Source organism: Streptomyces prunicolor (assembly GCF_045162825.1).
GTDB lineage: Bacteria > Actinomycetota > Actinomycetes > Streptomycetales > Streptomycetaceae > Streptomyces > Streptomyces prunicolor.
In genome coordinates, this window is record NZ_CP108676.1 from 547,369 (window position 1) to 568,241 (window position 20,873).

20 protein-coding genes and 1 pseudogene are annotated in these 20,873 nt (G+C 70.8%); 10 read left to right on the forward strand and 11 right to left on the reverse strand.

All coding sequences use genetic code 11. The features are described 5' to 3' along the window. Window positions 1-64 precede the first annotated feature (64 nt). The 5 genes from OG588_RS02475 to OG588_RS02495 all read right to left on the reverse strand — a co-directional run bounded on the left by OG588_RS02475 (window position 65) and on the right by OG588_RS02495 (window position 4,619). Complete coding sequence (locus OG588_RS02475; RefSeq protein WP_405945807.1) at window positions 65-904, reverse strand: SDR family oxidoreductase; 840 nt, start codon at window positions 902-904, stop codon at window positions 65-67. Continuing rightward, the gene (locus OG588_RS02480) at window positions 885-2,060 is read right to left on the reverse strand and encodes an NAD(P)/FAD-dependent oxidoreductase (RefSeq protein WP_405945808.1); all 1,176 of its coding nucleotides are present in this window, start codon (window positions 2,058-2,060) and stop codon (window positions 885-887) included. The genes OG588_RS02475 and OG588_RS02480 overlap by 20 nt, the downstream gene beginning before the upstream one ends. Beyond that, the gene (locus OG588_RS02485) at window positions 2,057-2,254 is read right to left on the reverse strand and encodes a ferredoxin (RefSeq protein WP_266879421.1); all 198 of its coding nucleotides are present in this window, start codon (window positions 2,252-2,254) and stop codon (window positions 2,057-2,059) included. The genes OG588_RS02480 and OG588_RS02485 overlap by 4 nt, the downstream gene beginning before the upstream one ends. A 41-nt stretch (window positions 2,255-2,295) precedes the next feature. After that, a complete protein-coding gene (locus OG588_RS02490; RefSeq protein WP_405945809.1) occupies window positions 2,296-3,537 on the reverse strand; it encodes a cytochrome P450 in 1,242 nt (413 codons plus the stop codon). A 359-nt stretch (window positions 3,538-3,896) separates the two neighbouring features. After that, window positions 3,897-4,619, reverse strand: a complete 723-nt coding sequence (locus OG588_RS02495; RefSeq protein WP_405945810.1) for a response regulator transcription factor — start codon at window positions 4,617-4,619, stop codon at window positions 3,897-3,899. 331 nt (window positions 4,620-4,950) lie between these two features. Here OG588_RS02495 and OG588_RS02500 point away from each other — a divergent pair. The 8 genes and pseudogenes from OG588_RS02500 to hemC all read left to right on the forward strand — a co-directional run bounded on the left by OG588_RS02500 (window position 4,951) and on the right by hemC (window position 13,667). Continuing rightward, window positions 4,951-5,714: pseudogene (locus tag OG588_RS02500) on the forward strand (SDR family NAD(P)-dependent oxidoreductase). Window positions 5,715-5,984: 270 nt separating this feature from the next. Beyond that, a complete protein-coding gene (locus tag OG588_RS02505) occupies window positions 5,985-7,145 on the forward strand; it encodes a histidine kinase (protein WP_405945811.1) in 1,161 nt (386 codons plus the stop codon). 22 nt (window positions 7,146-7,167) lie between these two features. After that, on the forward strand, window positions 7,168-7,812 hold the full coding sequence (locus tag OG588_RS02510) for a response regulator (RefSeq protein ID WP_405945812.1): 645 nt from the start codon (window positions 7,168-7,170) through the stop codon (window positions 7,810-7,812). Window positions 7,813-7,999: 187 nt separating this feature from the next. Further along, window positions 8,000-8,971, forward strand: a complete 972-nt coding sequence (locus tag OG588_RS02515; RefSeq protein ID WP_405945813.1) for an ATP-dependent DNA ligase — start codon at window positions 8,000-8,002, stop codon at window positions 8,969-8,971. 137 nt (window positions 8,972-9,108) lie between these two features. Then, window positions 9,109-9,885 (forward strand): NPP1 family protein, encoded by a 777-nt coding sequence (locus tag OG588_RS02520; protein WP_405945814.1) that lies wholly within the window; start codon window positions 9,109-9,111, stop codon window positions 9,883-9,885. Window positions 9,886-9,962: 77 nt separating this feature from the next. Then, on the forward strand, window positions 9,963-11,522 hold the full coding sequence (locus OG588_RS02525) for an MGH1-like glycoside hydrolase domain-containing protein (protein ID WP_405945815.1): 1,560 nt from the start codon (window positions 9,963-9,965) through the stop codon (window positions 11,520-11,522). Window positions 11,523-11,644: 122 nt separating this feature from the next. Next, window positions 11,645-12,547 (forward strand): hypothetical protein, encoded by a 903-nt coding sequence (locus OG588_RS02530; RefSeq protein WP_405945816.1) that lies wholly within the window; start codon window positions 11,645-11,647, stop codon window positions 12,545-12,547. Between the two features lie 184 nt (window positions 12,548-12,731). Next, a complete protein-coding gene (gene hemC / locus OG588_RS02535) occupies window positions 12,732-13,667 on the forward strand; it encodes a hydroxymethylbilane synthase (protein WP_405945817.1) in 936 nt (311 codons plus the stop codon). A gap of 78 nt (window positions 13,668-13,745) precedes the next feature. Here the strand turns inward: hemC and OG588_RS02540 are convergent, their stop codons facing one another. The 4 genes from OG588_RS02540 to OG588_RS02555 all read right to left on the reverse strand — a co-directional run bounded on the left by OG588_RS02540 (window position 13,746) and on the right by OG588_RS02555 (window position 16,625). Then, window positions 13,746-14,261: a hypothetical protein gene (locus OG588_RS02540; RefSeq protein ID WP_405945818.1), complete on the reverse strand. Its 516-nt coding sequence runs from the start codon at window positions 14,259-14,261 to the stop codon at window positions 13,746-13,748. A gap of 189 nt (window positions 14,262-14,450) precedes the next feature. Next, the gene (locus OG588_RS02545) at window positions 14,451-15,311 is read right to left on the reverse strand and encodes an ABC transporter permease (RefSeq protein ID WP_405945819.1); all 861 of its coding nucleotides are present in this window, start codon (window positions 15,309-15,311) and stop codon (window positions 14,451-14,453) included. Beyond that, complete coding sequence (locus OG588_RS02550) at window positions 15,271-16,173, reverse strand: ABC transporter ATP-binding protein (RefSeq protein ID WP_405945820.1); 903 nt, start codon at window positions 16,171-16,173, stop codon at window positions 15,271-15,273. The genes OG588_RS02545 and OG588_RS02550 overlap by 41 nt, the downstream gene beginning before the upstream one ends. Continuing rightward, window positions 16,170-16,625, reverse strand: coding sequence for a MarR family winged helix-turn-helix transcriptional regulator (locus tag OG588_RS02555; protein WP_405945821.1), 456 nt, complete (start codon window positions 16,623-16,625; stop codon window positions 16,170-16,172). Before OG588_RS02555 ends, OG588_RS02550 begins: the two co-directional genes overlap by 4 nt. Before the next feature lie 142 nt (window positions 16,626-16,767). Between OG588_RS02555 and OG588_RS02560 the strand changes: the two genes are divergently transcribed. Then, window positions 16,768-17,571 (forward strand): VOC family protein, encoded by an 804-nt coding sequence (locus OG588_RS02560; RefSeq protein WP_405945822.1) that lies wholly within the window; start codon window positions 16,768-16,770, stop codon window positions 17,569-17,571. A gap of 3 nt (window positions 17,572-17,574) precedes the next feature. Here the strand turns inward: OG588_RS02560 and glgX are convergent, their stop codons facing one another. Both glgX and OG588_RS02570 read right to left on the reverse strand, forming a co-directional pair. Further along, window positions 17,575-19,710 carry a glycogen debranching protein GlgX gene (glgX, locus tag OG588_RS02565; RefSeq protein ID WP_405945823.1) on the reverse strand — a complete coding sequence of 712 codons (2,136 nt, stop codon included), beginning with the start codon at window positions 19,708-19,710 and terminating at the stop codon, window positions 17,575-17,577. Further along, the gene (locus OG588_RS02570; protein WP_405945824.1) at window positions 19,707-20,210 is read right to left on the reverse strand and encodes a pep a2; all 504 of its coding nucleotides are present in this window, start codon (window positions 20,208-20,210) and stop codon (window positions 19,707-19,709) included. The genes glgX and OG588_RS02570 overlap by 4 nt, the downstream gene beginning before the upstream one ends. 298 nt (window positions 20,211-20,508) lie before the next feature. On the opposite strand from OG588_RS02570, the gene OG588_RS02575 reads away from it, so the two are divergent. Beyond that, a complete protein-coding gene (locus OG588_RS02575) occupies window positions 20,509-20,811 on the forward strand; it encodes a DUF5133 domain-containing protein (RefSeq protein ID WP_366095088.1) in 303 nt (100 codons plus the stop codon). Window positions 20,812-20,873 lie beyond the last annotated feature (62 nt).

Sequence of the window (20,873 nt, forward strand, 5' to 3'; positions counted from 1 at the left end):
CGATGCGGTACGACGGAGCCCGACGCCGGTGTCCGTGGGGTGACCGGCGTCCGGGGCGGGACGGTCAGCGCCGCATGTGCCGACGCACCCAGGCGGCCTGTCCACCGTCGACGAGGAGGTCGGTGCCGGTGATGAACTGGGCCTGGGACCCGGTGAGGAAGGCCACCGCGTCGGCGATCTCGCCCGGTGTGCCGGTGCGGCGCGCTCCGCAGTCGTCGATCGTCTTGAGCATGTGCCCGCCGTGCGGCGACTCGGCCTCGGCCTTCGACATCGCGGTCGAAATGACGCCGGGGCTCACGGAGTTGATGCGGGCGCCGCGCAGGTTCCAGGCGAGCGCGGCGGCCTCCACGCGCACGTGGTTGGCGCGCTTGGCGACCATGTAGGCGCGCAGCGAGTCGTCGCCCACGGCGGTGACGACGGGCAGGGAGAGCAGTTCCTCCGCCGGGGCGGTCGCGAGGGCGGCTTCGTCCTCGGGGCTGAGCGAGGCGTAGTGCCCGGCCATGCTGGAGACGGCGACCAGCGCGGTGCCCCGCCCTGCCACCGCCTCGAAGGCGTCGATCACATGGACCGTGCCCAGCAGGTCGACCTCCAGGACCGTCCGCGCCGAGGCGATCGAGGCGGAGACCCCGGCGGTGTGCGCGACGGCGACGACCCGGCCCTCACCGGCCGCCGTCTGGGCCAGCTTCTCGACGGCCGTACGGTCGGAGACGTCGGTGAGGACGCCGTGCGCCGCGTAGCCCTCGGCGGTCAACGCGGCCACGGTCCGGTCGAGTTGGCCGCGTGAGGCGTCGGCGAGGAACAGGGTCCGGCCGCTGCCGATACGGCGTGCGATCGCCGCCCCCATGCCTCCGGCACCGGTGACCACGACGACGTCGCGGGGTTCCTCAGACGGTCGTAGCGCCATGGACGGCCTCCTGCCAGCTCGCTCCTGCCACGATGGCCTGTCGCCATACGCGGATCGCCTTGGGCGGCATACCGACCGCGAGAGCGCCGGTGAGCCGGTCGCCGGTGCGGTAGGCGGCCACGAACCGCCGCTCGCCCAAGTCCCCGTCCACCACGGCGACTTCGTCGTGGCCGCGCAGATAGCCGTAGGCCTGGATCTTCATGTCGTACTGGTCGGACCAGAAGTAGGGCACGGGCGCGAACGCCTTGCGTGCCTCCGAGTCGAGGAGGTTGCGCGCGGCTGCCATGCCCTGTTCGGCGGCGTTGGTGCGGTGCTCGATCCGCATCGACGTCTCGAACAGCGGGTTGTACCAGCGGGCGACGTCACCGGCCGCGTACACGTTCTTGGCGGCCTCGCAGTACTCGTCGCACACCACGCCGTCACCGACGGAGAGTCCACTGTCGGCGAGCCACTCGGTGTTGGGCAGCGAGCCGATCGCGACGAGCACCTCGTCGGCCTCGATCTCCTCGCCGGTCCCGAGCCGTACGCCCTCGTCGGTCACCTCGGTGACGGAGACGCCGGTGCGCAGCTTCACGCCGTGGTCCACGTGCGCCTGCGCCAGCACCTGCCCGACCTGCTCACCGACGGAGTGTGCCAAGGGCACGGGGGCCGGTTCCAGCAGGGTCACTTCAGCCCCCAGCCGCCAGGCCACGGCGGCGGCCTCCGCGCCGAGGAACCCGGCGCCGACCACCACCAACTTCCGCCCGGCACCGAGCCGTTCGCGCAGCGTCAGCGCGTCGTCGAGCGTGCGCAGCACATGCGCACCCTCGCCCGGCAGCCGCCGGGGCCGCACCCCGGTGGCGATGACGAGCCGGTCGTACGACACCTGCGCGCCGTCCGACAGCCACACCTCCTGCGCGGCCAGATCCAGCGCGGTCGCGGCGACCCCGAGACGCAGGTCGAGGTCGAGCCCGCTCAGGTCGGCCGGGGTGCGCAGGGCGACCCGGTCGGGTTCCCACTCGGCGGCGAGGACCTGCTTGGACAACGGCGGCCGGTCGTAGGGCGGATGGGGTTCTTCCCCTACGAGGGTGAGTGAGCCGGTGTAACCCTCGCGGCGGAGTGTCTCGGCCGCCGCGAGTCCGGCGGCCGAGGCTCCGACGACGACGATCCGGGTCACTGCTCCACCAGTCGGATGGCCGCGGCCGGGCAGACCGCCACGGCTTCCCGTACGTCGTCGAGGAGTTCGGCGCCGGGCTGGTCCTCCAGGAGGATCGCCACGCCGTCGTCGTCACGCTGGTCGAAGACGTCGGGGGCGGCGACCACACACTGTCCGGAGGCGACGCATTTCGGTTCGTCGAGTTCGACCTTCATGGTGTGTCCTCTGCTCTCTGTTCGTTCGTGTGGGGGGGTGGTCACCAGGCGACGGGCAGGCAGGCCACGCCGTAGGTCGTGCCGGTGCGGTCGAAGGCCAACTGCTCGACGGGGGCGGCCAGTCGGAGGGTCGGGATGCGGCGGTAGAGGGTGCCGTAGACGACCTGGAGTTCGAGGCGGGCGAGGTTCTGGCCGAGGCACTGGTGGGGGCCGTAGCCGAAGCCCTGGTGCTGGCGGGCGGAGCGGGTGATGTCGAGGCGGTCGGCCTCGGGGAACGCTTCGGGGTCCCAGTTCGCGGCGTGCAGGTCGAAGATCATGCCCTCGCCGGCGCGGATGGTGACGCCGCCGATCTCGATGTCCTCCTTGGCGACGCGGCGGACGCCGGTCTGCACGATGGTGAGGTAGCGGAGCAGTTCGTCGACCGCGCCGGCGATGACCTTGGGGTCGTCCGTGTCGCGTACCAGGGCGAGTTGGTCGGGGTTCTGGAGCAGGGCGAGCGTGCCGAGGCTGATCATCGTGGCGGTGGTCTCGTGCCCGGCGATGAGCATGGCGACGCCCATGTGGACGGCCTCGGTGCGGGTCATCTCGCCGTTGTTGACGCGCCCGGCCATCTCGGACAGCACGCCCTCGGCCGGGCTCTCCAGCCTGAGCCCGATGAGCTTGTCCAGATAGGCGGCCAGCGCGCCGCTCGCCGCCCGTGCCTCCTCGGGCGACGCGGCGCTGTCGAGCGCGATGCTGCTGTTGCGCTGGAAGAAGTCGTGGTCCTCGTACGGCACGCCGAGCAGGTCGGCGATGACCAGCGAGGGGACGGGCAGGGCGAGTGCGGTGAGCAGGTCGGCCGGGTTGGGGCCGGCCAGCATGTCGTCGATCAGCTCGTCGACGATCTTCTGGACCGGGGCCCGCATGGCCTCTATCCGCTTGACGACGAACGGCGCGTTGACCGTCCGGCGCAGCCGGGTGTGCTCGGGGGCGTCGGTGTTGGTGATCATCCGCGGGCTGCGCGGGGCGATCTCGGCGCGGTGCGCGTTGACGTAGGGGAAGCCGGTTTCCAGGTCGTCGTCGCTGACGCGGGGGTCGGTGAGCAGGGCGCGCTGATCGGCGTGGCGGGTGATCAGCCAGGGCGTGGTGCCGTTCCAGATGCGGACCCTGCTGATCGGTTTCCCGTCGCGCAGGCCGTGCACGGCGGGCGGCGGGGCGAGGGGGCAGCGCGCGTCCCGCTGCATCGGGTATTCGGGGACCGCCGCTGCCGCGTCGGGCGCGGTGTCGGTCAGGGTGTCGGCCATGTCTCTCCTCGGTGGTGGGGGGCTCTGCGTGGGGCGGAGCGCCGGGGTACTGGGATCGAGGCCTCGATGAGCACATGCAAACAGAGTGGGCTGACTCCTTCCGGTCAGTTTCCTGACAACAACCTGACGTGACCCAGATCACGTGGCGACACTGTTGCCATGAACCGGACAGAGATGTCAAGGAGTGTCAACTCAGTTGAATTGCGAGGGAGTTGAACGATCGTGACGCCATGGAACCGACTCGCGAGCGCAACGAAAAACGGGCGGCGCCACGTCACCGTGACACCGCTCGGCACCCCCGCTTCACGGGGTGTCCATATTTGCTCCGCGCATCCCGTGCAATTCCCCCGGCGGGGCGCTCACCGCTCGTCGGCCGCCCGCCCGAGCCAGTAGCCGAAGCCCCGGCGCGTGTGGATCAGGGGCGCGCCCTCCTGGTCCACCTTGCGGCGGAGGCGGGAGACGAGCTGTTCCATCGCGTTGTCGCCGCGGAAGTCGCCCCAGACGTACCGGCTGATCTGTTCCTTGGACAGCACCTTGTGCGCGTTGACGAGGAGGTGGCGCAGCAGCCGGTACTCGGCGGGCGTGAGGTCGAGGGTGTACCGGCCGCGCCGCGCCTGACAGGTGGTGTCGTCCAGGACCAGGTCGGCATAGCGCAGGGCGCCGTCCCGGCCGCCGCCCCGGCCACGCAGTAACACCTGGATACGGGCGAGCACTTCGGCGATCCGGAAGGGCTTGGTGACGTAGTCCCGCTCCCCCGCGCCCAGTTCGGGCAGCAGTTTGTCGAGGGCGTCCCAACCGGTGAGCAGGAGGACGGGCGGGCGGTGCGTGACGAGTCGGCGGCCCTGCGCGAGGGCGTCCATCTCGGGCAACTCGGCGTCGATGACGACCAGTTCGAACCGCTGCTCCGCGAGCCGCGACACCACCTCGGTGCCGTTCCCGGCCGTCCCGATGCGGTACCCCGCCAACTCCAGTGTCGTGGAGAGGAGTTCGGCGTTGTCCGGCTCGTCCACGGCGACGAGCAGATGCTGCCCGCCACCGCGGGCGAGTGATCGTGTCTCACTGATGCTGTCGTACGTGGACATGGGCGTCACCCTAGCGTCCTGCTTGCCTGACTCAAGCAATATACATTCGATTGCTTGACTCAAGTAAGTCAGATACGCTTGCCTAACTCAAGGAAGCCCGCTGTGAGGCCGGGCCGACTGGAGTCAGGAGCACAGCTGAGCCCTCGCTCACCAGAACCGGGGCCGCCTTGAGCGGAAGGCGGCCCCGCGCCGAACCCGTGGGGACGGGGGTCGGCGCCGTCCCGGACCCGGTCGCCGGCCACTCCCCCGGCTCGGCGCCGGGTCCGCGGACAAACCACCTCCCCACCTCGGGATGACCGGAGCGGACCTGCTGAGAACCAAGGAGTACGCCATGCGCGGCAGTGGTCTTGAAGGACGCGGTGTCGTCGTCACCGGGGCGGGGTCCGGGATCGGCCGGGCCGCAGCCCTCCAGTTCGCGCTCGCGGGTGCGGAGGTGCTGGTGGCGGACCTCGACCGGGCGGGCGCCGAGGGGACCGTCAAGGAGATCGAGCACGACGGCGGTCGCGCCGTACGCGTCGTCGGTGACCTGAGCGAGCCGGCGGTGGTGGACGAGGTGGTCGCCACCGCCGTCGACGCGTTCGGCGGGCTGGACGTGCTGGTGAACAACGCCGGGATCCTGGACCGGATGTCGGCCCTCGCGGACACCGACGACGCCGAGTCGGAGCGGGTCGTCCTGATCAATCTGACGGCGCCTTTCCTGCTGACCCGGGCCGCGCTGCCGCACATGCTCGCCGCCGGGCGCGGCGCGATCGTCCTCACCGCCGGCGAGGCAGGACTGCCCGGCAGCGCGGCGGGCGCCGCCTGTACCGCCGCCAAGCACGGGATCGTGGGCCTGGTGAAGTCCCTCGCCGTGATGTACCGGGGGCAGGGAATCCGCGCGAACGCCATCGCCCCCGGGGCCACCGCGACCGGCATCACCTACGACGTCGACGCGCGGGCCCACGGCCCCGGGGTGATCGGCCCCGGCCTCGTGCACTGCGACCGCATCGCCTTCCCGGAGGAACAGGCAGCCGCGCTCATCTTCCTCGCGTCCGACGCCGCCCGGCACATCACGGCGCCGTGCTGCCCGTCGACGACGGCTGGTGCGCCGTATGACGGGCACGCCGGGCTGTCGCCTCGGGCGGGTCAGAGTTGCCCAACGGTCGCCATTCGACGAGGACTTAAATGGCGTCAAGTTCCGGCCACGCGGGTCTCGACGCGAGCAGCGGCTTCGTGAGCGCTTCCCTCAGGCTCACGTGTGGTTCCCTCCGGCTCACGCGTGGTGTCCTCCAGATCGAACAGACTTGGATCTTGGCTGACGTGCTGCCTCAACCATTCCGTCGTCCGCCCGCCCGCGCCCGGGCCGATGCGCCTAACCTGATCTTCATGCGCGCTACCGTGCGGCAGGCGGCCCGGGCGACAGTCCAGCTGGTCGTGTCCGCCGCGATGACCTTCGGGTCGTACATCTTCGTCACCGTGCTCCTGATCACCGCGATCCTCACGGCCACGGTGGTCGGCGCGTTCATGCTGCCCGAGACGGTGCTGCTGATACGGCGGATCGCCGGGGCCAAGCGGCAGCAGGCGGGCGGGTGGACGGGCCGGAAGATCCCCGAGGCGTACCAGCCGCTCACCGGCACCGTGCGCGAGCGGCTGCGCACGGCGGTCCGCGACCCGGGCACGTTGACCGACTTCCGCTGGATGGTCGCCTACTACGCCTACGGCACGCTGCCCGTGCTGATGCTGCCGTTGTGGCCGCTGGGTCTGGTCGTCGACGGGGTGTGGTGCGGGCTGCTGCGCCGCCGGGCCGTCGTCCTGCCGTTGATCAGCCGGCTCGCGGACCTGGACGCCCACTGGTCCACCGTCCTGCTGAAGCCCTCACCGAAGGCCCAACTGGCCGTACGCGTCGAGGAGTTGACGCAGACCCGGGCGGGCGCGATCGCCGCGCACGAGGCCGAACTGCGCCGGATCGAACGCGATCTGCACGACGGCACGCAGGCCCGGCTGGTCTCGCTGTCCATGCGCATCGGGCTCGCCAAGCGGGCCTACGACCAGGACCCGGCGGCGGCGCGCAGGATGCTCGACGACGCGCAGACGCTGGCCGAGGAGGCGCTGACGGATCTGCGGCATGTCGTACGCGCCATCCATCCGCCGATCCTCACCGACCGCGGCCTCGTCGGCGCGGTGCGCGCGCTCGCCGCCAGCAGTGCGCTCTCCGTCACCGTGACCGTGGACGGGCTGACCGACGGACACGACGGGCCGCGGGCCCCGGCGGCGGTGGAGGCCGCCGCGTACTTCGTGGTCGCCGAGTCGCTGACCAACGCGGCCAAGTACAGCGGCGCCGACCGCGCCGACGTCCACCTCGCCCGCGCCCGCACCGGACTCCGCGTCCGGGTGCGCGACGAGGGCCGGGGCGGAGCCGACGAAGCGGGCGGATCGGGGTTGCTGGGTATGCGCCGCCGGGTCGCCGCGCTCGACGGCGGTGTGACTCTGACCAGCCCCGTGGGGGGACCTACCGTGATCGAAGTGGAGCTGCCGTGCGTCTGGTGAGTGTGGTTGAGGCGGAACTGTCGTGAGAGTCGTGATCGCCGAGGACAACGCCCTCCTTAGGGAGGGATTGGTCCTGCTGCTGACATCGGCCGGACACGAGGTGGTGGCCGTCGCGGGCAGCGGGCCCGAGGTGCTGCCCGCGCTGCTCGAACACCGGCCGGACGTGGCCGTGCTGGATGTGCGGATGCCGCCCGGTTTCCGCGACGAGGGTCTGCGGGCCGCGTTGGAGGCACGGGAACGGATCCCCGGGCTGCCGGTGCTGGTGCTGTCGCAGTACGTCGAGGAGTCGTACGCCGCCGAGCTGTTGGGCGTCGGGGCGAGCGGGGTCGGCTATCTGCTCAAGGACCGGATCGGCCGCGTGGACGAGTTCCTCGACGCGCTGGACCGGGTGGCGGCCGGCGGTACGGCGCTGGACCCCGAGGTGGTGACCGAGCTGCTCACCCGGCGCCGCAACTCACCGCTGGACTCGCTGACCCCACGTGAGCGCGAGGTGCTGAAGCTGATGGCGGAGGGCCACGACAACACGACGATCGCGGGGACCCTGGTCGTCACGGAACGCGCGGTCAGCAAACACATCGGCAACGTGTTCCTGAAGCTCAGCCTGCCGCCGAGCGACAGCGGGCACCGCCGGGTGCTGGCGGTACTGGCGTATCTGCGCAACGTGTGACGTGCGCGCCGCCGCTCTTCGCGCCCGGGGACGACAGCGGCGGCGGCGCGTACGCACACCCCGCGCCCCTGTCGCCGAACCACCCCCGTTCAGGCGAACCCACCCCGAAACACGCGTGCCACCGCGCCACCCCGTCGACACCTCTGCCGTGACCCCGCCACCGACGCCACTCCCCCACGTTCCACCCATGCTCGCCACCCCCGGCCCCCTCCCGCCGACCGCGCAGGACACCCAGTGGGCCTACGAGACCAAACAGGACGGCCAGCGCGTGCTGGCGTACCTCCCAGGCGACGGCAGCGTCCTCCTGCGCGCCCGCTCCGGGGAGGACATCACCGCCGCCTACCCCGAACTGCTCATCCTGGGCCGCGAGTTGGGCACCACCCCGGCGATCCTCGACGGCGAGGTGCTCGCCCTGGACGAACAGGGCCGCGCCGACTTCCAGTTGCTGCAAGGCCGGATGGGCCTGGCCGGATCACCGGCGCAGGCAGCGCGCCGAGCCGCCGAAACGCCCGTCCATCTCGTGCTGTTCGACATCCCCCACCTCGGACAGCCACTCCTCGCGCTCCCCTACGTCCGCCGACGCGCCGCGTTGGAGCAGCTCGGCCTGGACGGACCGTACTGGTCAACTCCCGCCGCGCTCACCGGACATGGGGCCGAGGCACTGCGAGCCACCCGTGAGCACGGGCTGGAGGGGCTGGTCTGCAAGCGGCTGGACTCGGGGTACGAACCGGGGATGCGTTCCCGCGCCTGGATCAAGATCCGCAACCTGCGCAGCGAGGACGTGCTGGTCGGCGGCTGGGTGCCCGGCAAGGGGCGGCTGACGGGTCTGCCGGGTGCGGTGCTGGTGGGGCAGCGCGCGGGCGGGCGGCTGCGGTACGTCGGCAATGTGGGCACCGGCTGGAGCGAGGCCGAGCGTGCCGAACTCGCCGTGCTGCTAAGGGCGGCCGGGACCGACACGTGCCCCTTCGACCCCGTACCGCCGGTGGCCGGCGCGCGCTGGGTGGTTCCCAGGCTGGTCGGCGAGATCCGTTACAGCACGCGCACCCGGGCCGGGATGCTGCGCCAGCCGTCCTGGCTGCGGCTGCGCCCCGACCTCGCGCCGGAGGAGTCGGCGGCGGACGTACCAGACTCCATGTCCGAGGATTTTCCGGACAGCTGAGGAAGTTGCGTAGATCAAGTATTGGGTCGCCCGTTACCGGAGTGACACCCCCACCCCTTGGCGCGTACATGAAAAGTCGGGATCATGAAAGCCCTTTCCCTCCACAGCCGTTGGGCTGCGCCGAAGAGGAGGACGCAGTGTCGTCCCAGAAATCCCGAACCCGCCGTACCCGGTGGTTCGCCGGTCTCGGCGGTGCCGCCGCCCTGGTCATCGCCTTCCCCAGCGCCGCCTTCGCCGCGCCGCCCACCGCGCTGCCCGCGAACGCCGAAGCCGCCGAGCAGACGTATCTGCCCGCCTTCGACTACGACACGGACGGCTGCTATCCGACGCCCGCGATCGGCCCGGACGGGACGATCAACGGCGGCCTGAACCCGACGGGTTCGCTCAGCGGCGAGTGCCACGACGCCTCGGATCTCGACAACACCAACAGCTACTCGCGCTACAAGTGCAACAACGGCTGGTGCGCGTACATGTACGGCCTCTACTTCGAGAAGGACCAGGCCGTCGCCAACTCCAGCATCGGCGGGCACCGCAACGACTGGGAACACGTCGTGGTGTGGGTACAGAACGGCACGATCCAGTACGTGTCGACGTCCAACCACGGTTCGTTCACCGTGCACGCGGCCTCCGACGTCCGCTTCGACGGCACGCACGCCAAGATCGTCTACCACAAGGACGGCATCGGCACGCACGACTTCCGCCTCGGGAACGCGAACGACGAGCCGCCGGAGAACGCCAAGCACACCTGGCAGTACCCGCCGCTCGTCGGCTGGAACGGCTATCCGGCGGGCCTGCGCGACAAGTTGAGCGCCTATGACTTCGGCAGCGCCAACTTCGGTCTCAAGGACGCGAACTTCGCGGCCCACCTCACGTCGGCCAAGCCGTCCGGAATCACGTTCGACCCGGCCGCCTGACCGAACCGTCCAGGGGGCACCATCGTTCTCAGGGCTCCCGGAGTCACCTCGACCCCGGGAGCCCGAGAGGACGGAACGTGGCAGCTGAACGCGGGATCTCGCGGCGGGCTCTCCTGATCGCGCTGGGCATCGCCGGGGCGACGGCGGTCCCGGCGGGTGCGCAGGGCCCGGCTCCCGGGAACGGATACACCATGCCCACCCTCGCCTTCGACGACCAGGTCGTCCAACGCCGCCTCGGCACCGTCTACGCGTCCGCGCTCGGATCCGTCTCCGGCGCCAACACCATCGGCGCCGACCGCGCGGTGTACGACAAGGCGGGCCTGCTCAGCTACCCGCCCGGCACCGTCGTCCGGGCGGGCGGCGGCTATCCCGCGCCGCAGCGCTGGACCCGGGACGCGGCCGTCAACGCGTGGAGCGGGGTGAGCCTGCTGGCGCCGGACGTCGGCCGCAACACCCTGTGGTCCGTGGTCGACCGCGCGCGGGACGGGTTCGTCGTCCAGCAGGACAACCAGTGGTGGGACCAGATCGTGTGGGTCCTGGCCGCGCACCACCACTACCTGGTCACCGGCGACCGCGACTTCCTCACCCGGGCCCACGAGACGTCCGCGCACACCCTCGCGGCCCGCCGCGCCCAGCACTTCAACCCCGCCTTCGGCCTCTTCGAGGGCCCGGGCTTCATGAACGACGGCATCTCCGGCTACCCCAGCCCGCCCGCCTCGACGTCCGTCCACTCCTCCTTCGTCCTGGACCACCCGCACGCGGCCACACTGATGTGCCTGTCCACCAACTCCCTCTACTACGGCGCCCATCAGGCCCTCGCCGCCATGTCCGAGGCCCTCGGCCACCCTGTACAGGCCGCGTCGTACCGCTCCGACGCGGAGCACCTGCGCGCGGCGATCGACAAGCACCTGTGGCGGGCGGACGCCGGGACCTACGGCTACCTCGTCCACGGCGAGGGCCCTCTCGCCGGACGCCTGGACACCTCCCAGGAGGGCGCGGGCCTGGCCCTCGCGATCCTCCTCGGCGTGGCCGACCCCGATCGCGCCGTCCGGATCCTCGACTCCACGCACTGGCAGCCGTACGGCATCGTCAACGTCTGGCCGCACTTCCCGCGCTTCGACGACCGTCGTCCTGGACGGCACAACGTGATGGTCTGGCCGATGGTCCACGGGCTGTACGGCCAGGCCGCCGCCGACGCGGGCCGCACCGAGCCGTTCGCCCTCGCCACCGACACCCTCGCCGGTCTGGTCACCGCGAGCGGCGGCTTCTACGAGCTGTACGACTCCGTGAGCGGCGCGGTCGACGGCGGCTGGCAGGGCGGCGCGAGCGGGCACGCCGACCACTTCGTGTCCCAGCCCGACCAGACCTGGTCCGCGACGGCGTATCTGCGCCTGATCCACGACGGCCTGTTCGGCCTGACGTTCACGGACGAGGCCCTACGGCTGAGGCCGTGCCTGCCGTCGAACTGGGGCGCGGTACGGCTGCGCGGGCTGCCGTACCGGGGCATGACGCTCGACGTGACGCTGAGCGGGGGCGGGAGCCGGGTGCAGTCCTGCGCGGTGGACGGGGTGTCGGGCGAACCCGTCGTGGCGGCGGACGGGCGGGGCCATCGCGCCGTCGACATCGTGCTGGCCTGAAAGTCCGGGCCCCAGGCCTCACTTGGTGAACCCATCCGTGCCCCCGCTACGTGTCCGGTGCAGTGCCCGCGGTGATCCCGTGGGCCCACCGATCGTCGACGGAACAGGAACGGATGGACTCGATGATGAGATCTTCAACCGCGACACGACTCCCGCTCGACCGTCCCGCCCGCTCGCTCACCGGACGCGGGCGCACGCTGGGCGTGGCGCTGGCCCTCGGCGCGTTGCTGGTGTCGGGCGCGACCATGGCGCTCGCCGCTCCGGCGGTCGCCGCGACGGGTGACATCACCTGCCCGTCCACGGACTGTGTGCGGATCGCACCGGCGGCCGGTGCCCCGGTCGCCATCGCCCCCGTCGACGCCGGCACGGCGTATCTGGCGTACTCGGGCGGCGATCTGCTCAAGCTCGACCTGGCCACCGGAGCGCTCACCACGGTCACCACCGGTCTGGGCAACCTCCGCGGAGTGGCCGTCGCCGACGGCAACGCGTACATCACCGCCTTCGACGGCACGCTTCAGCAGGTCAGCCTCGCCACGGGCGCCCGCCGTACCCTGGCCGCCGGTCTGCCCTCGCTGTTCGGCGTGGCCCGCTTCGGCACCACGACCTATGTCACCGACGGCAACGGAGAGATCGTCGCCGTCCCGGACGGCGGGACTGCGCACGTGGTGGCCACGGGGCTCGGCTTCTCCTACGGCCTCGCGTTCGACAAGGCGGGCTTCGCCTACACCGCCGACATGGGCCAGGGCCGCATTCTGCAGACGAACGTGGCGACGGGTGCGACGCGGGTGCTGGCCGGTGAGAGCTACGAACCCACGTCGATCTCGGTCGGCGGCGACGGCCTGGTCTACTTCATGGTCGGCGACGAGGTGAAGCGGGTGAACCCCGTCACCGGGGTGCAGTCCCATGTCACCAACTTCCGCGGGATCAACGGATTCAGCTTCTCGCTGGCGGCGTCCGGAGACGCGTACATGGCCGGTGGCGCCGGCGACGGGCTGTGGCGGATCTCCGGTCTGACCTCGCGCTGAACCGGTAGACACCTCGCCCGAGGGTCCGGGACACCGGAACCGTGAACGCCCTCGCGCACTCGTGGAGCGGGTCACCTTGCTCGCTCCACGAGCGCGCGAGCCCCTCGTCAGATGCGCGTGGTGCGACGGGTCTGAGTTGTGGGGTGTTGCGTCGGGGGACGTCCGGAAGGTCTATCGTGTCCGCATGTCCGTGCCCGAACTGATCCGTATCGTCTCCCGCGACTCGCCCATGGCGCTGGCCCAAGTGGAGCGTGTGCGCGCCGAGTTGGCCGTCCTTCATCCGCAGGTGCGCACCGAGGTGGTGCCGGTCAAGACGACCGGCGACAAGTGGATGGGCGATCTGGCCCTGGTCGAGGGCAAGGGGGCGTTCACCAAGGAGGTGGACGCCGCGCTGCTCGCCGGTGTGGCGGATCTCGCGGTGCACTGCGTGAAGGACGTGCCCGCCGACCGTCCGCTGCCCGCCGGTACGACGTTCGCCGCGTTCCTGAAGCGTGACGACATCCGCGACGCCCTGATCCACCCGGGCGGACTGACCCTCGACGAACTGCCGCCGGGCACCCGGATCGGCACCTCATCGGTCCGACGGGTCGCTCAACTCGCCACCACGCACTCGGAGTTGCAGTGCGTGCCGTTCCGCGGCAACGTCAACCGGCGGCTGGAGAAGCTCGCGGCGGGCGAGGCCGACGCGCTGCTGGTCGCGATGTCCGGCCTGGAGCGCATCGACCGGCTCGACGTGGTCAGCGAGGTGCTGTCCCCCGAGGTGATGATGCCGCCGATCGGTGCGGGCATCCTCGCTTTGCAGTGCCGCGAGGGCGACACCGAGGTCATCGACACGGTCAGCGGGCTCGGTCACCCGGAGACGCACCGGGAGGCGACCGCGGAGCGCATGTTCCTGCACGTCCTCCAGGGCCACTGCAACAGCCCGATCTCCGGGTACGCGCAGGTGGACCGGAGCGGTGAACTGTCGCTGCGCGCCTGTGTGTTCACCCCGGACGGCAAAACCCGGCTCAACGCCCACGAGTGGGCGGGGCGACTGGACCCGGCGACGCTGGGCACCTCGGTGGCCGTCGCGCTGCTGCGGCAGGGTGCCCGGGAGATCATCGACGGCATCCCGCACTGAGCAGGGAGCCTCGGGGGCCGGACCACACCTGGTCCCGGAGTCTCAGGGAGTGCCGGGCCCACGCCTGGTCCCGGAGGTTCAGGGAGTGCCCGGTTCCGCCTGGTCCCGGAGGAACTTGCTCACCTGGTGGGCCAGGCCGTCCCGCCCCGCACCGGCGGCGACGGCCGCCTCGCACAGACCGATGCCGCCCGCCCACAGGCGCCGCTCCGTCCACTCCTCCTCCACCCGCAGCTGGACCTGTACGTCCACCTGCTTCAGGGAGGCCTCGGGACCGGCCGCGTAGACGACGGCGGTGGCGCGGCGCAGCGGATGGACGTCGAAGCCCTCGATGAACTGCGAGCTGCGCCAGTCGATGAAGGCGCTCTCGCCGTCCGGGCCGACCCTGACGTCGATCTGACCGTCCTCCAGATGGATGCCGTAGTGCCGCGCGCCGCGGTTCTCGACGGTGACACGGAGCGTGAAGTAGGTCAGCCCTTCGGCCGCGTCGTCACGTCCACGTGGCGGCTCGGCAGCCGCCAGGCTGTGGACGCGGACACGCAGACCGGCATGTTCGTCGTACTCCTGCCAGTCCCCGACCACGTTCGGCTCGTACACGGTGCACCCTCTCGGCCTCAGAGAGCTGCTTCCTATCTGTGTGCTCAGCGCACTGTCAAATGAGCGGAATGCGCTGTGGCCAGCGTTTTCGCCCGCTTGATCACTGATCAAGCCGTGCGCAGCAAGAATCCGCTTTCCGGCCGTCGAATCCTGGTCAGGAGCGTGCCGCACATCACGTTCCGGACAAGATCAGCGGGCGAGCCGGCCGAGCAGGGAGGAGGCGGCCGCGATGCCCAGTGCGGCGGCCACCAGCAACACGGCGAAGTCGGTGCCCAGATGGGACGGGGTGCCGAGCAGCAGCCCGCGCAGCGCGTCCACTTCGTAGCTCAGCGGGTTCACCTTGCTCACCGCCTGCAGCCAGCCGGGCATGATCGCCACCGGGTAGAGGGCGTTGGAGCCGAAGAACAGCGGCATGGTGATCGCCTGGCCGAAACCCATCAGCCGGTCCCTGCTGAGCACGATGCCGGCGATGGTCATCGACAGACACGAGAAGAAGGCCGAGCCGAGGATCACGATCGCCCCGACGCCGATCAGCTTCAGCGGGTTCCAGGTCAGCGCGACTCCGAGGATCGCGGCGATGACGATCACGACGACGGCCTGGATCAGGGACTTCACCCCGGCCGCAAAGGCCTTGCCGGTGATCAGTGCCGAGCGCGGGGTGGGGGTGACGAGGAGCTTGTTGAGGATGCCGGCGTCCCGTTCCCAGATGATCTGGATGCCGTAGAAGATGGCGATGAACATCGCGGACTGGGCGATGATGCCCGGGGCGAGGTAGTCGATGTAGGGGATGCCGCCGGTGGGGATCGCCTTGATGCGGGTGAAGGTCTGACCGAAGATCAGCAGCCACAGGGCGGGTTGGACGGCGCGGGTGTACAACTCGGTGCGGTCGTGGCGCAGTTTCTGGAGTTCGACCGCGCACATCGCGATGACGCGGGCGGGCAACAGCCGCCATCCGGCCCGGGGTTGGGGCGGGGTCAGGAGAAGGTGCAGGTCGTACTCGGGGGCTGGGTCAGCCGACGCGGTTCGCGGTGCGGCGGGTGCTTCGGACATCGCGGAAACCTCCTGACTGGTCTTCGAGACCGCTGCCGGCTATGTCCCGGAAGACGTCCTCAAGGGTGGGCAGCGGATCGGTGGCGGGGGCGCCCTCGGCGCGGCGGCGTTCGCCGAGGCCCTCGCGGAGTTGCTCGGGGGTGCCCAGGGCGCGGATGCGGCCGCGGTGCATGAGGCCGACGCGGTCGCAGTACTGGTCGGCCTCGTCCATGTAGTGGGTGGTGACCAGGACGGTCATGCCGGTCGCCTCGCGCACGGCGTTGATGTGTTCCCACACGCTGGTGCGGGCGATCGGGTCGAGGCCGATCGTGGGCTCGTCCAGGATGAGCAGGCGGGGCGCGCTGACCAGGGCTTGCGCGAGTTCGAGCCGGCGGACCATGCCGCCGGAGTAGGTGTTGGCGAGCCGGTCGGCGGCGTCGGTGAGGTCGACCGCCCGCAGCGCCTGGGCGACGCGGGCTGCGCGTTCCTTGCGCGGCACGTCGAAGACGCGGGCGAAGAGAGCGACGTTCTCGCGTCCGGTGAGCCCACTGTCGGCGGACAGCTGCTGCGGGACGTAGCCGAGCATGCGGCGCACCGACATCTGTTCCTTGGCCGTGTCGCGGCCGAAGACGTGCACCATGCCCGCCGGGACCGGCAGGAGGGTGGTGATACAGCGGATCGCCGTGGTCTTTCCGGCGCCGTTGGGGCCGAGCAGTCCGAAGACCTCGCCCTCCCCCACGGACAGGTCGAGCCCGTCGACCGCGGTCGTCTCGCCGAAGGAATAGGCGAGCCGGGTACAGCTGACGGCCGCGGGCCGCCCGGTGGCGGTCGCGGTGGCAGTGGCGGTGTCGATGTCCGTGTCCGTGTCGATGTCCGGCGTCATGACTCCTCGGCCTCCTCGTGCAGATTGACGGCCAGCTGGCGCAGGGCCGGGAGCGCGGCGCGCAGCGCGTCCCGGTCCGCCTGGTCGAGACGGTCCACCTGGCCGCGGACAAGCTCCGCGCGCCGCGCGTGCCAGTCACTGAGGCGCGTCTTGGCCGCCTCGGTGAGCTGGAGGCGGGCAGCGCGCCGGTCGGCGGGGTCCGTCTCGCGGATCATGAAGCCGTCCCGGACCAGCTGGTTGACGAGCGTCGACACTGAGTTGCTCGCGAGGAACAGCTCCTTGGCCGCGTCCGAGATGCCGATTCCCGGCCGGACCTCGACCAGCCGCAGCAGCTCCACCTCCGCGCCGCGCAGTCGCGGCATGGTCATCTCGCTGCGCAGTCGCCTGCGGATCAGCCGCTGGACACCGACGAGCGCGTCGGCCAGCTCTTCCGGGAAGTTCTCCGTCTCCACCCTCGGAGATTACCTCTTTAGCAGAGGTAACTAACCCAAAAGGATGGTCAAGACACCTGCTCGGGAGGCAGCGGGACCGTTTCCGGTTGGACACTGGTGGAGACCGGTGGCCGCCGGTCCACGAGATCGGAACGCGACTGCCATGAACCACGACTGGAAACCGTCCCCCGGAGAACCCGACTCCGTCTCGACCCGTTCGGTGTTCGGCGCCCCCTGCTGGGTGAGTCTCACGAGCCGCGATGTGGACACCACGGAGGCCTTCTACGAGGCCGTCTTCGGCTGGAAATGGCGCTCCGCCAGTCTCGGCGACCGCTTTCGGATCGCCACGGCGAACGACATGCCGGTGGCCGGCCTCGCCGCGGTCGCCTCCATGTGGCAGGTCGCGGTGGCGTGGACGCCGTACTTCGCCGTGCCCGACGCCGATGTGGCCGCGGCCCGGGTCCGGGAGCGCGGCGGCACGGTCGCCGTGGGTCCGCTCTCCTTCCCGCCCGGCCGCGCGGCCCTGCTCGGCGACCGGGACGGCGCGACCTTCGGTATCTGGGAGGGCGACCTCATCCGCGGCTGGGAGACCTGGCGCCGCTCCGCCCCCGCCTTCGTCCGGTTGCGCACCCGCGACGCTTTCGACGCGGCGATCTTCTACGGCGAGGTCCTCGACTGGGCCTCGGCGGACCCGGCGAGCTGCGACGTGCAGTACGAGGGCGGCGAGGTCGTGCTGCGCAGCGGCGGGAACGTCGTGGCCCGCATCGAGTCGGGCGCGCTGGAGGCGGCCCCCGACCCGACCGTCCGCCCGCACTGGCAGGTCCACTTCTCGGTCTCGGACATCAGGTCCTGCGCCCGGGTCACGGAGGCGCACGGCGGGAGCGTCCTGCGGGAGAACGCGCACGAGGCCGTGCTCCGCGACCCGGACGGCGCCCGCTTCACGGTCACCTCCCGCAACGCCCCCTGACCTTCACCGCCGGGCCGGGCGCGACAACAGCACGAGACTGCGCGCCGCTACGGCCATCTCCGTGCCGGCCTTGTGTTCCGTCTCGTCCGGGGTGCCCTGCGGCTCGGCGGTGTCGATCAGGGTCGTCCAGCGCTCGCCGTAGGTGACGTCGGGCAGCCGGAAATCGACGGGCTCCCAGTAGCTGTTCAGCAGGAGCAGGAACGAGTCGTCGACCACGGGCCCGCCGTGCGGGTCGCGTTCGGCGATGGCGTCCCCGTTGAGGAAGACACCCACGCAGTGCGCGTCGGAGCGCTGCCAGTCCAGGTCTGCCATCTCACGCGCGTCGGGCAGCAGCCACACCAGGTCGGGCAGCGGCTGTCCCGCGTGTACGGCGGTCTCGCCGCGGAAGAACCGGCGCCGGCGCAGCACGGGATGGGCGGCGCGCAGCCCGATGGCATACCGCGTGAAGGCGGCGAGTTCGCGCTGTTCCTCGCTCAACTCCCAGTCGATCCAGGAGACTTCGTTGTCCTGGCAGTAGGCGTTGTTGTTGCCGCGCTGACTGCGGCCCAGCTCGTCGCCGTGGCTCAGCATCGGGATGCCCTGCGAAAGGACCAGCGTGGCAAGGAAGTTGCGCTGCTGACGGGCACGCAGTTCCAGCACGCCGGGGTCGTCGGTCTCCCCCTCGACCCCGCAGTTCCAGGACCGGTTGCTGCTCTCGCCGTCCCGATTCCCTTCCCCGTTGGTCTCGTTGCGCTTGTCGTTGTACGAGACCAGGTCGCGCAGCGTGAACCCGTCGTGGGCGGTGACGAAGTTGACGCTGGCACGCGGACGCCGACGGCTGTGCTGGTACAGGTCGGAGGAGCCGGTGAGCCGGGACGCGAACTCGCCGAGCGTGTGCTCGCCGCCCCGCCAGAAGTCCCGTACGGCGTCCCGGTACTTGCCGTTCCACTCCGACCACAGCGGAGGGAAGTTGCCCACCTGGTAGCCGCCCTCGCCCACGTCCCACGGCTCGGCGATGAGCTTGACGCGGCTGATCACCGGGTCCTGCTGGATCAGGTCGAAGAACGCCGACAGCCGGTCCACCTCGTGGAACTGCCGGGCCAGCGTGGCCGCGAGGTCGAAGCGGAAGCCGTCGACGTGCATCTCGGTGACCCAGTAGCGCAGCGAGTCCATGATCAGCTGGAGGACGTACGGGTGCCGCATCAGCAGGCTGTTGCCGGTGCCCGTCGTGTCGTAGTAGTGGCCCCAATCGCCGTCCACCAGACGGTAGTAGGAGGCGTTGTCGATGCCACGGAAGGACAGGCTGGGGCCCTGTTCGTTTCCCTCGGCGGTGTGGTTGTAGACGACGTCGAGGATGACTTCGAGCCCGGCGGCGTGCAGCGCCTTCACCATGGACTTGAACTCGGTGACCTGGCCCCCGCGTTCGCGGTGCGCGGCGTAGGCGTTGTGGGGCGCGAAGAAGCCGATGGTGTTGTAGCCCCAGTAGTTGGACAGCCCGCGGTCCTGGAGCACTCCGTCCTGCACGAACTGGTGTACCGGCATCAACTCGACGGCGGTCACCCCGAGTTGGGCGAGATGCTCGACGACCGCCGGGTGCGCGAGTCCCGCGTAGGTGCCCCGGAGTTCCTCGGGGACCTCCGGGTGGGTACGGGTCAGCCCCTTCACATGGGCCTCGTAGATCACGGTGTCGGCGTACGAGCGCCGGGGCGGACGGTCCTCGCCCCAGTCGAAGGCCGGGTCGGTGACCACGCCGAGCATGCCGTGCCCGGCGCTGTCACCAGGTGCCGGCCCGGCCGAACGCTCGTACAGCGAGGGGTCGTTGTCGATCTGGCCGTCCACCGCCCGGGCGTACGGATCGAGGAGCAGTTTCGCCGGGTTGCAGCGGTGTCCGGCGGCCGGAGCCCACGGACCGCGCACCCGGTAGCCGTAGCGCTGCCCCGGTCCGATGCCCGGCAGATAGCAGTGCCACACGAAGCCGTCGGCCTCGGTGAGCCGCACGTCCCGGTGGCTGCCGTCGTCGCCGACGAGGACGAGGTCGACGCGCTCGGCGACCTCGCTGAACAGGGCGAAGTTGGTGCCGTTCCCGTCGAAGGAGGCACCCAATGGATAGGGGTGCCCGCTCCACACGGACACCCCTTTCCTGCGCGGGCTCGCGGTCACCGGGCGTCCTCCAGGACGTCGCGCGTCGGGCGGGCCGGCGGGGCGGCCGGCACCTCGCGGGGAAGTTGGAGCATCTCCCGCAGGCGCGGCGCGGGCGTCCTCGGGACACGCGGGACGCGTTCGCCGCTGCGGGCCCGCTGCGAGAACCAGATGACCTTGCTTCCGGTGTCGGTGGCGCAGCAGCCCCAGCCGTCGCTCATCGCGGCGATCCGGGCGAGGCAGGCACGCAGGTCCTGGTCCGGACGGAGATCGCGGTCGTTGTCGCCGATGGCGGTGATCAGGTGCTGGCCGTTCCACCACAGCTCTATCGACGTGTGCTTGTCGGTGGCGCGCTCGTCGATGGCCCGCAGCAGCAGCTCGGCGCCGCGGCAGACGGGATTCACCAGGATCTCCAGGTCCCAGAGGCGGAGATGGGCGGCCAGGATGCGTCTGACCTGCCCGACCCGTTCCGGACTGACGTCCACATCGAGGTGGTAGTAGCAGGGCACTGCGGTCTTCATCTTCGTTGGCTCCCTACCGGCGAAGCTCGCGCTTCCCCTCGCCCTGCGGGGCCGGGGCCCCGAACACGAAGCGTGAGCAATGATCGCTTCTGAGTCAGCTCCAGAGTGCGAGCGCTAGGCCATTCGTGCAACACGAGCGACGGGTGAGGTAGTTGAAGAACCAACAAGACGCTTGGTCATCACCTGTGCACCATGAGTGAAAGCCTCGACTGCCGTGACGGAGCCATGACCCTCCGCGCACGGCCGCCACCCGACGGTCGGGAACCGCGGTCCGCCGAGGCGAAAGGTGAACAGCGCCATGCTGCTACCCGCCAAAGCCGAAGTCGCCCGCCACCTGCGGCGCTATCGGGCGTGGGAACGCGTGATGCTCGCATCGCCGGGCGACCGGACGGTACGGGCCACCTTCGAGGACTCGGGCTACACCTTGTGCGTGCTGCTGGGGAAACGCTGCGCGCGCGAGGCCGCGGAAGCCGCCGAACGCTATCTGCGCGGCGGCCAGAGCACGTACCAACAGGAGCAGAACGCCCGCCCCCGTACGACGGCCGTCGTGCACCGCGGGCCGCCGGTCGCCGTCGACCAGCGTTCCCCGGCGGGAAGGTAGTCCCCCTTCCGGCGCAGCCTGGACCCCGGCCGGGCGAACAACCCGGCCCCGAGCACGGCGGA

Bases quoted from the DNA above. Each gene is read 5' to 3' on its own strand.
- OG588_RS02545 (WP_405945819.1), bottom strand. From the start codon at position 15,311: ATGTCCGAAGCACCCGCCGCACCGCGAACCGCGTCGGCTGACCCAGCC.
- OG588_RS02495 (WP_405945810.1), bottom strand. From the start codon at position 4,619: ATGTCCACGTACGACAGCATCAGTGAGACACGATCACTCGCCCGCGGT.
- OG588_RS02560 (WP_405945822.1), top strand. From the start codon at position 16,768: ATGAACCACGACTGGAAACCGTCCCCCGGAGAACCCGACTCCGTCTCG.
- OG588_RS02505 (WP_405945811.1), top strand. From the start codon at position 5,985: ATGCGCGCTACCGTGCGGCAGGCGGCCCGGGCGACAGTCCAGCTGGTC.
- OG588_RS02570 (WP_405945824.1), bottom strand. From the start codon at position 20,210: ATGAAGACCGCAGTGCCCTGCTACTACCACCTCGATGTGGACGTCAGT.
- OG588_RS02530 (WP_405945816.1), top strand. From the start codon at position 11,645: ATGATGAGATCTTCAACCGCGACACGACTCCCGCTCGACCGTCCCGCC.
- OG588_RS02475 (WP_405945807.1), bottom strand. From the start codon at position 904: ATGGCGCTACGACCGTCTGAGGAACCCCGCGACGTCGTCGTGGTCACC.
- hemC (WP_405945817.1), top strand. From the start codon at position 12,732: ATGTCCGTGCCCGAACTGATCCGTATCGTCTCCCGCGACTCGCCCATG.
- OG588_RS02550 (WP_405945820.1), bottom strand. From the start codon at position 16,173: ATGACGCCGGACATCGACACGGACACGGACATCGACACCGCCACTGCC.
- OG588_RS02485 (WP_266879421.1), bottom strand. From the start codon at position 2,254: ATGAAGGTCGAACTCGACGAACCGAAATGCGTCGCCTCCGGACAGTGT.
- OG588_RS02490 (WP_405945809.1), bottom strand. From the start codon at position 3,537: ATGGCCGACACCCTGACCGACACCGCGCCCGACGCGGCAGCGGCGGTC.
- OG588_RS02515 (WP_405945813.1), top strand. From the start codon at position 8,000: ATGCTCGCCACCCCCGGCCCCCTCCCGCCGACCGCGCAGGACACCCAG.
- OG588_RS02575 (WP_366095088.1), top strand. From the start codon at position 20,509: ATGCTGCTACCCGCCAAAGCCGAAGTCGCCCGCCACCTGCGGCGCTAT.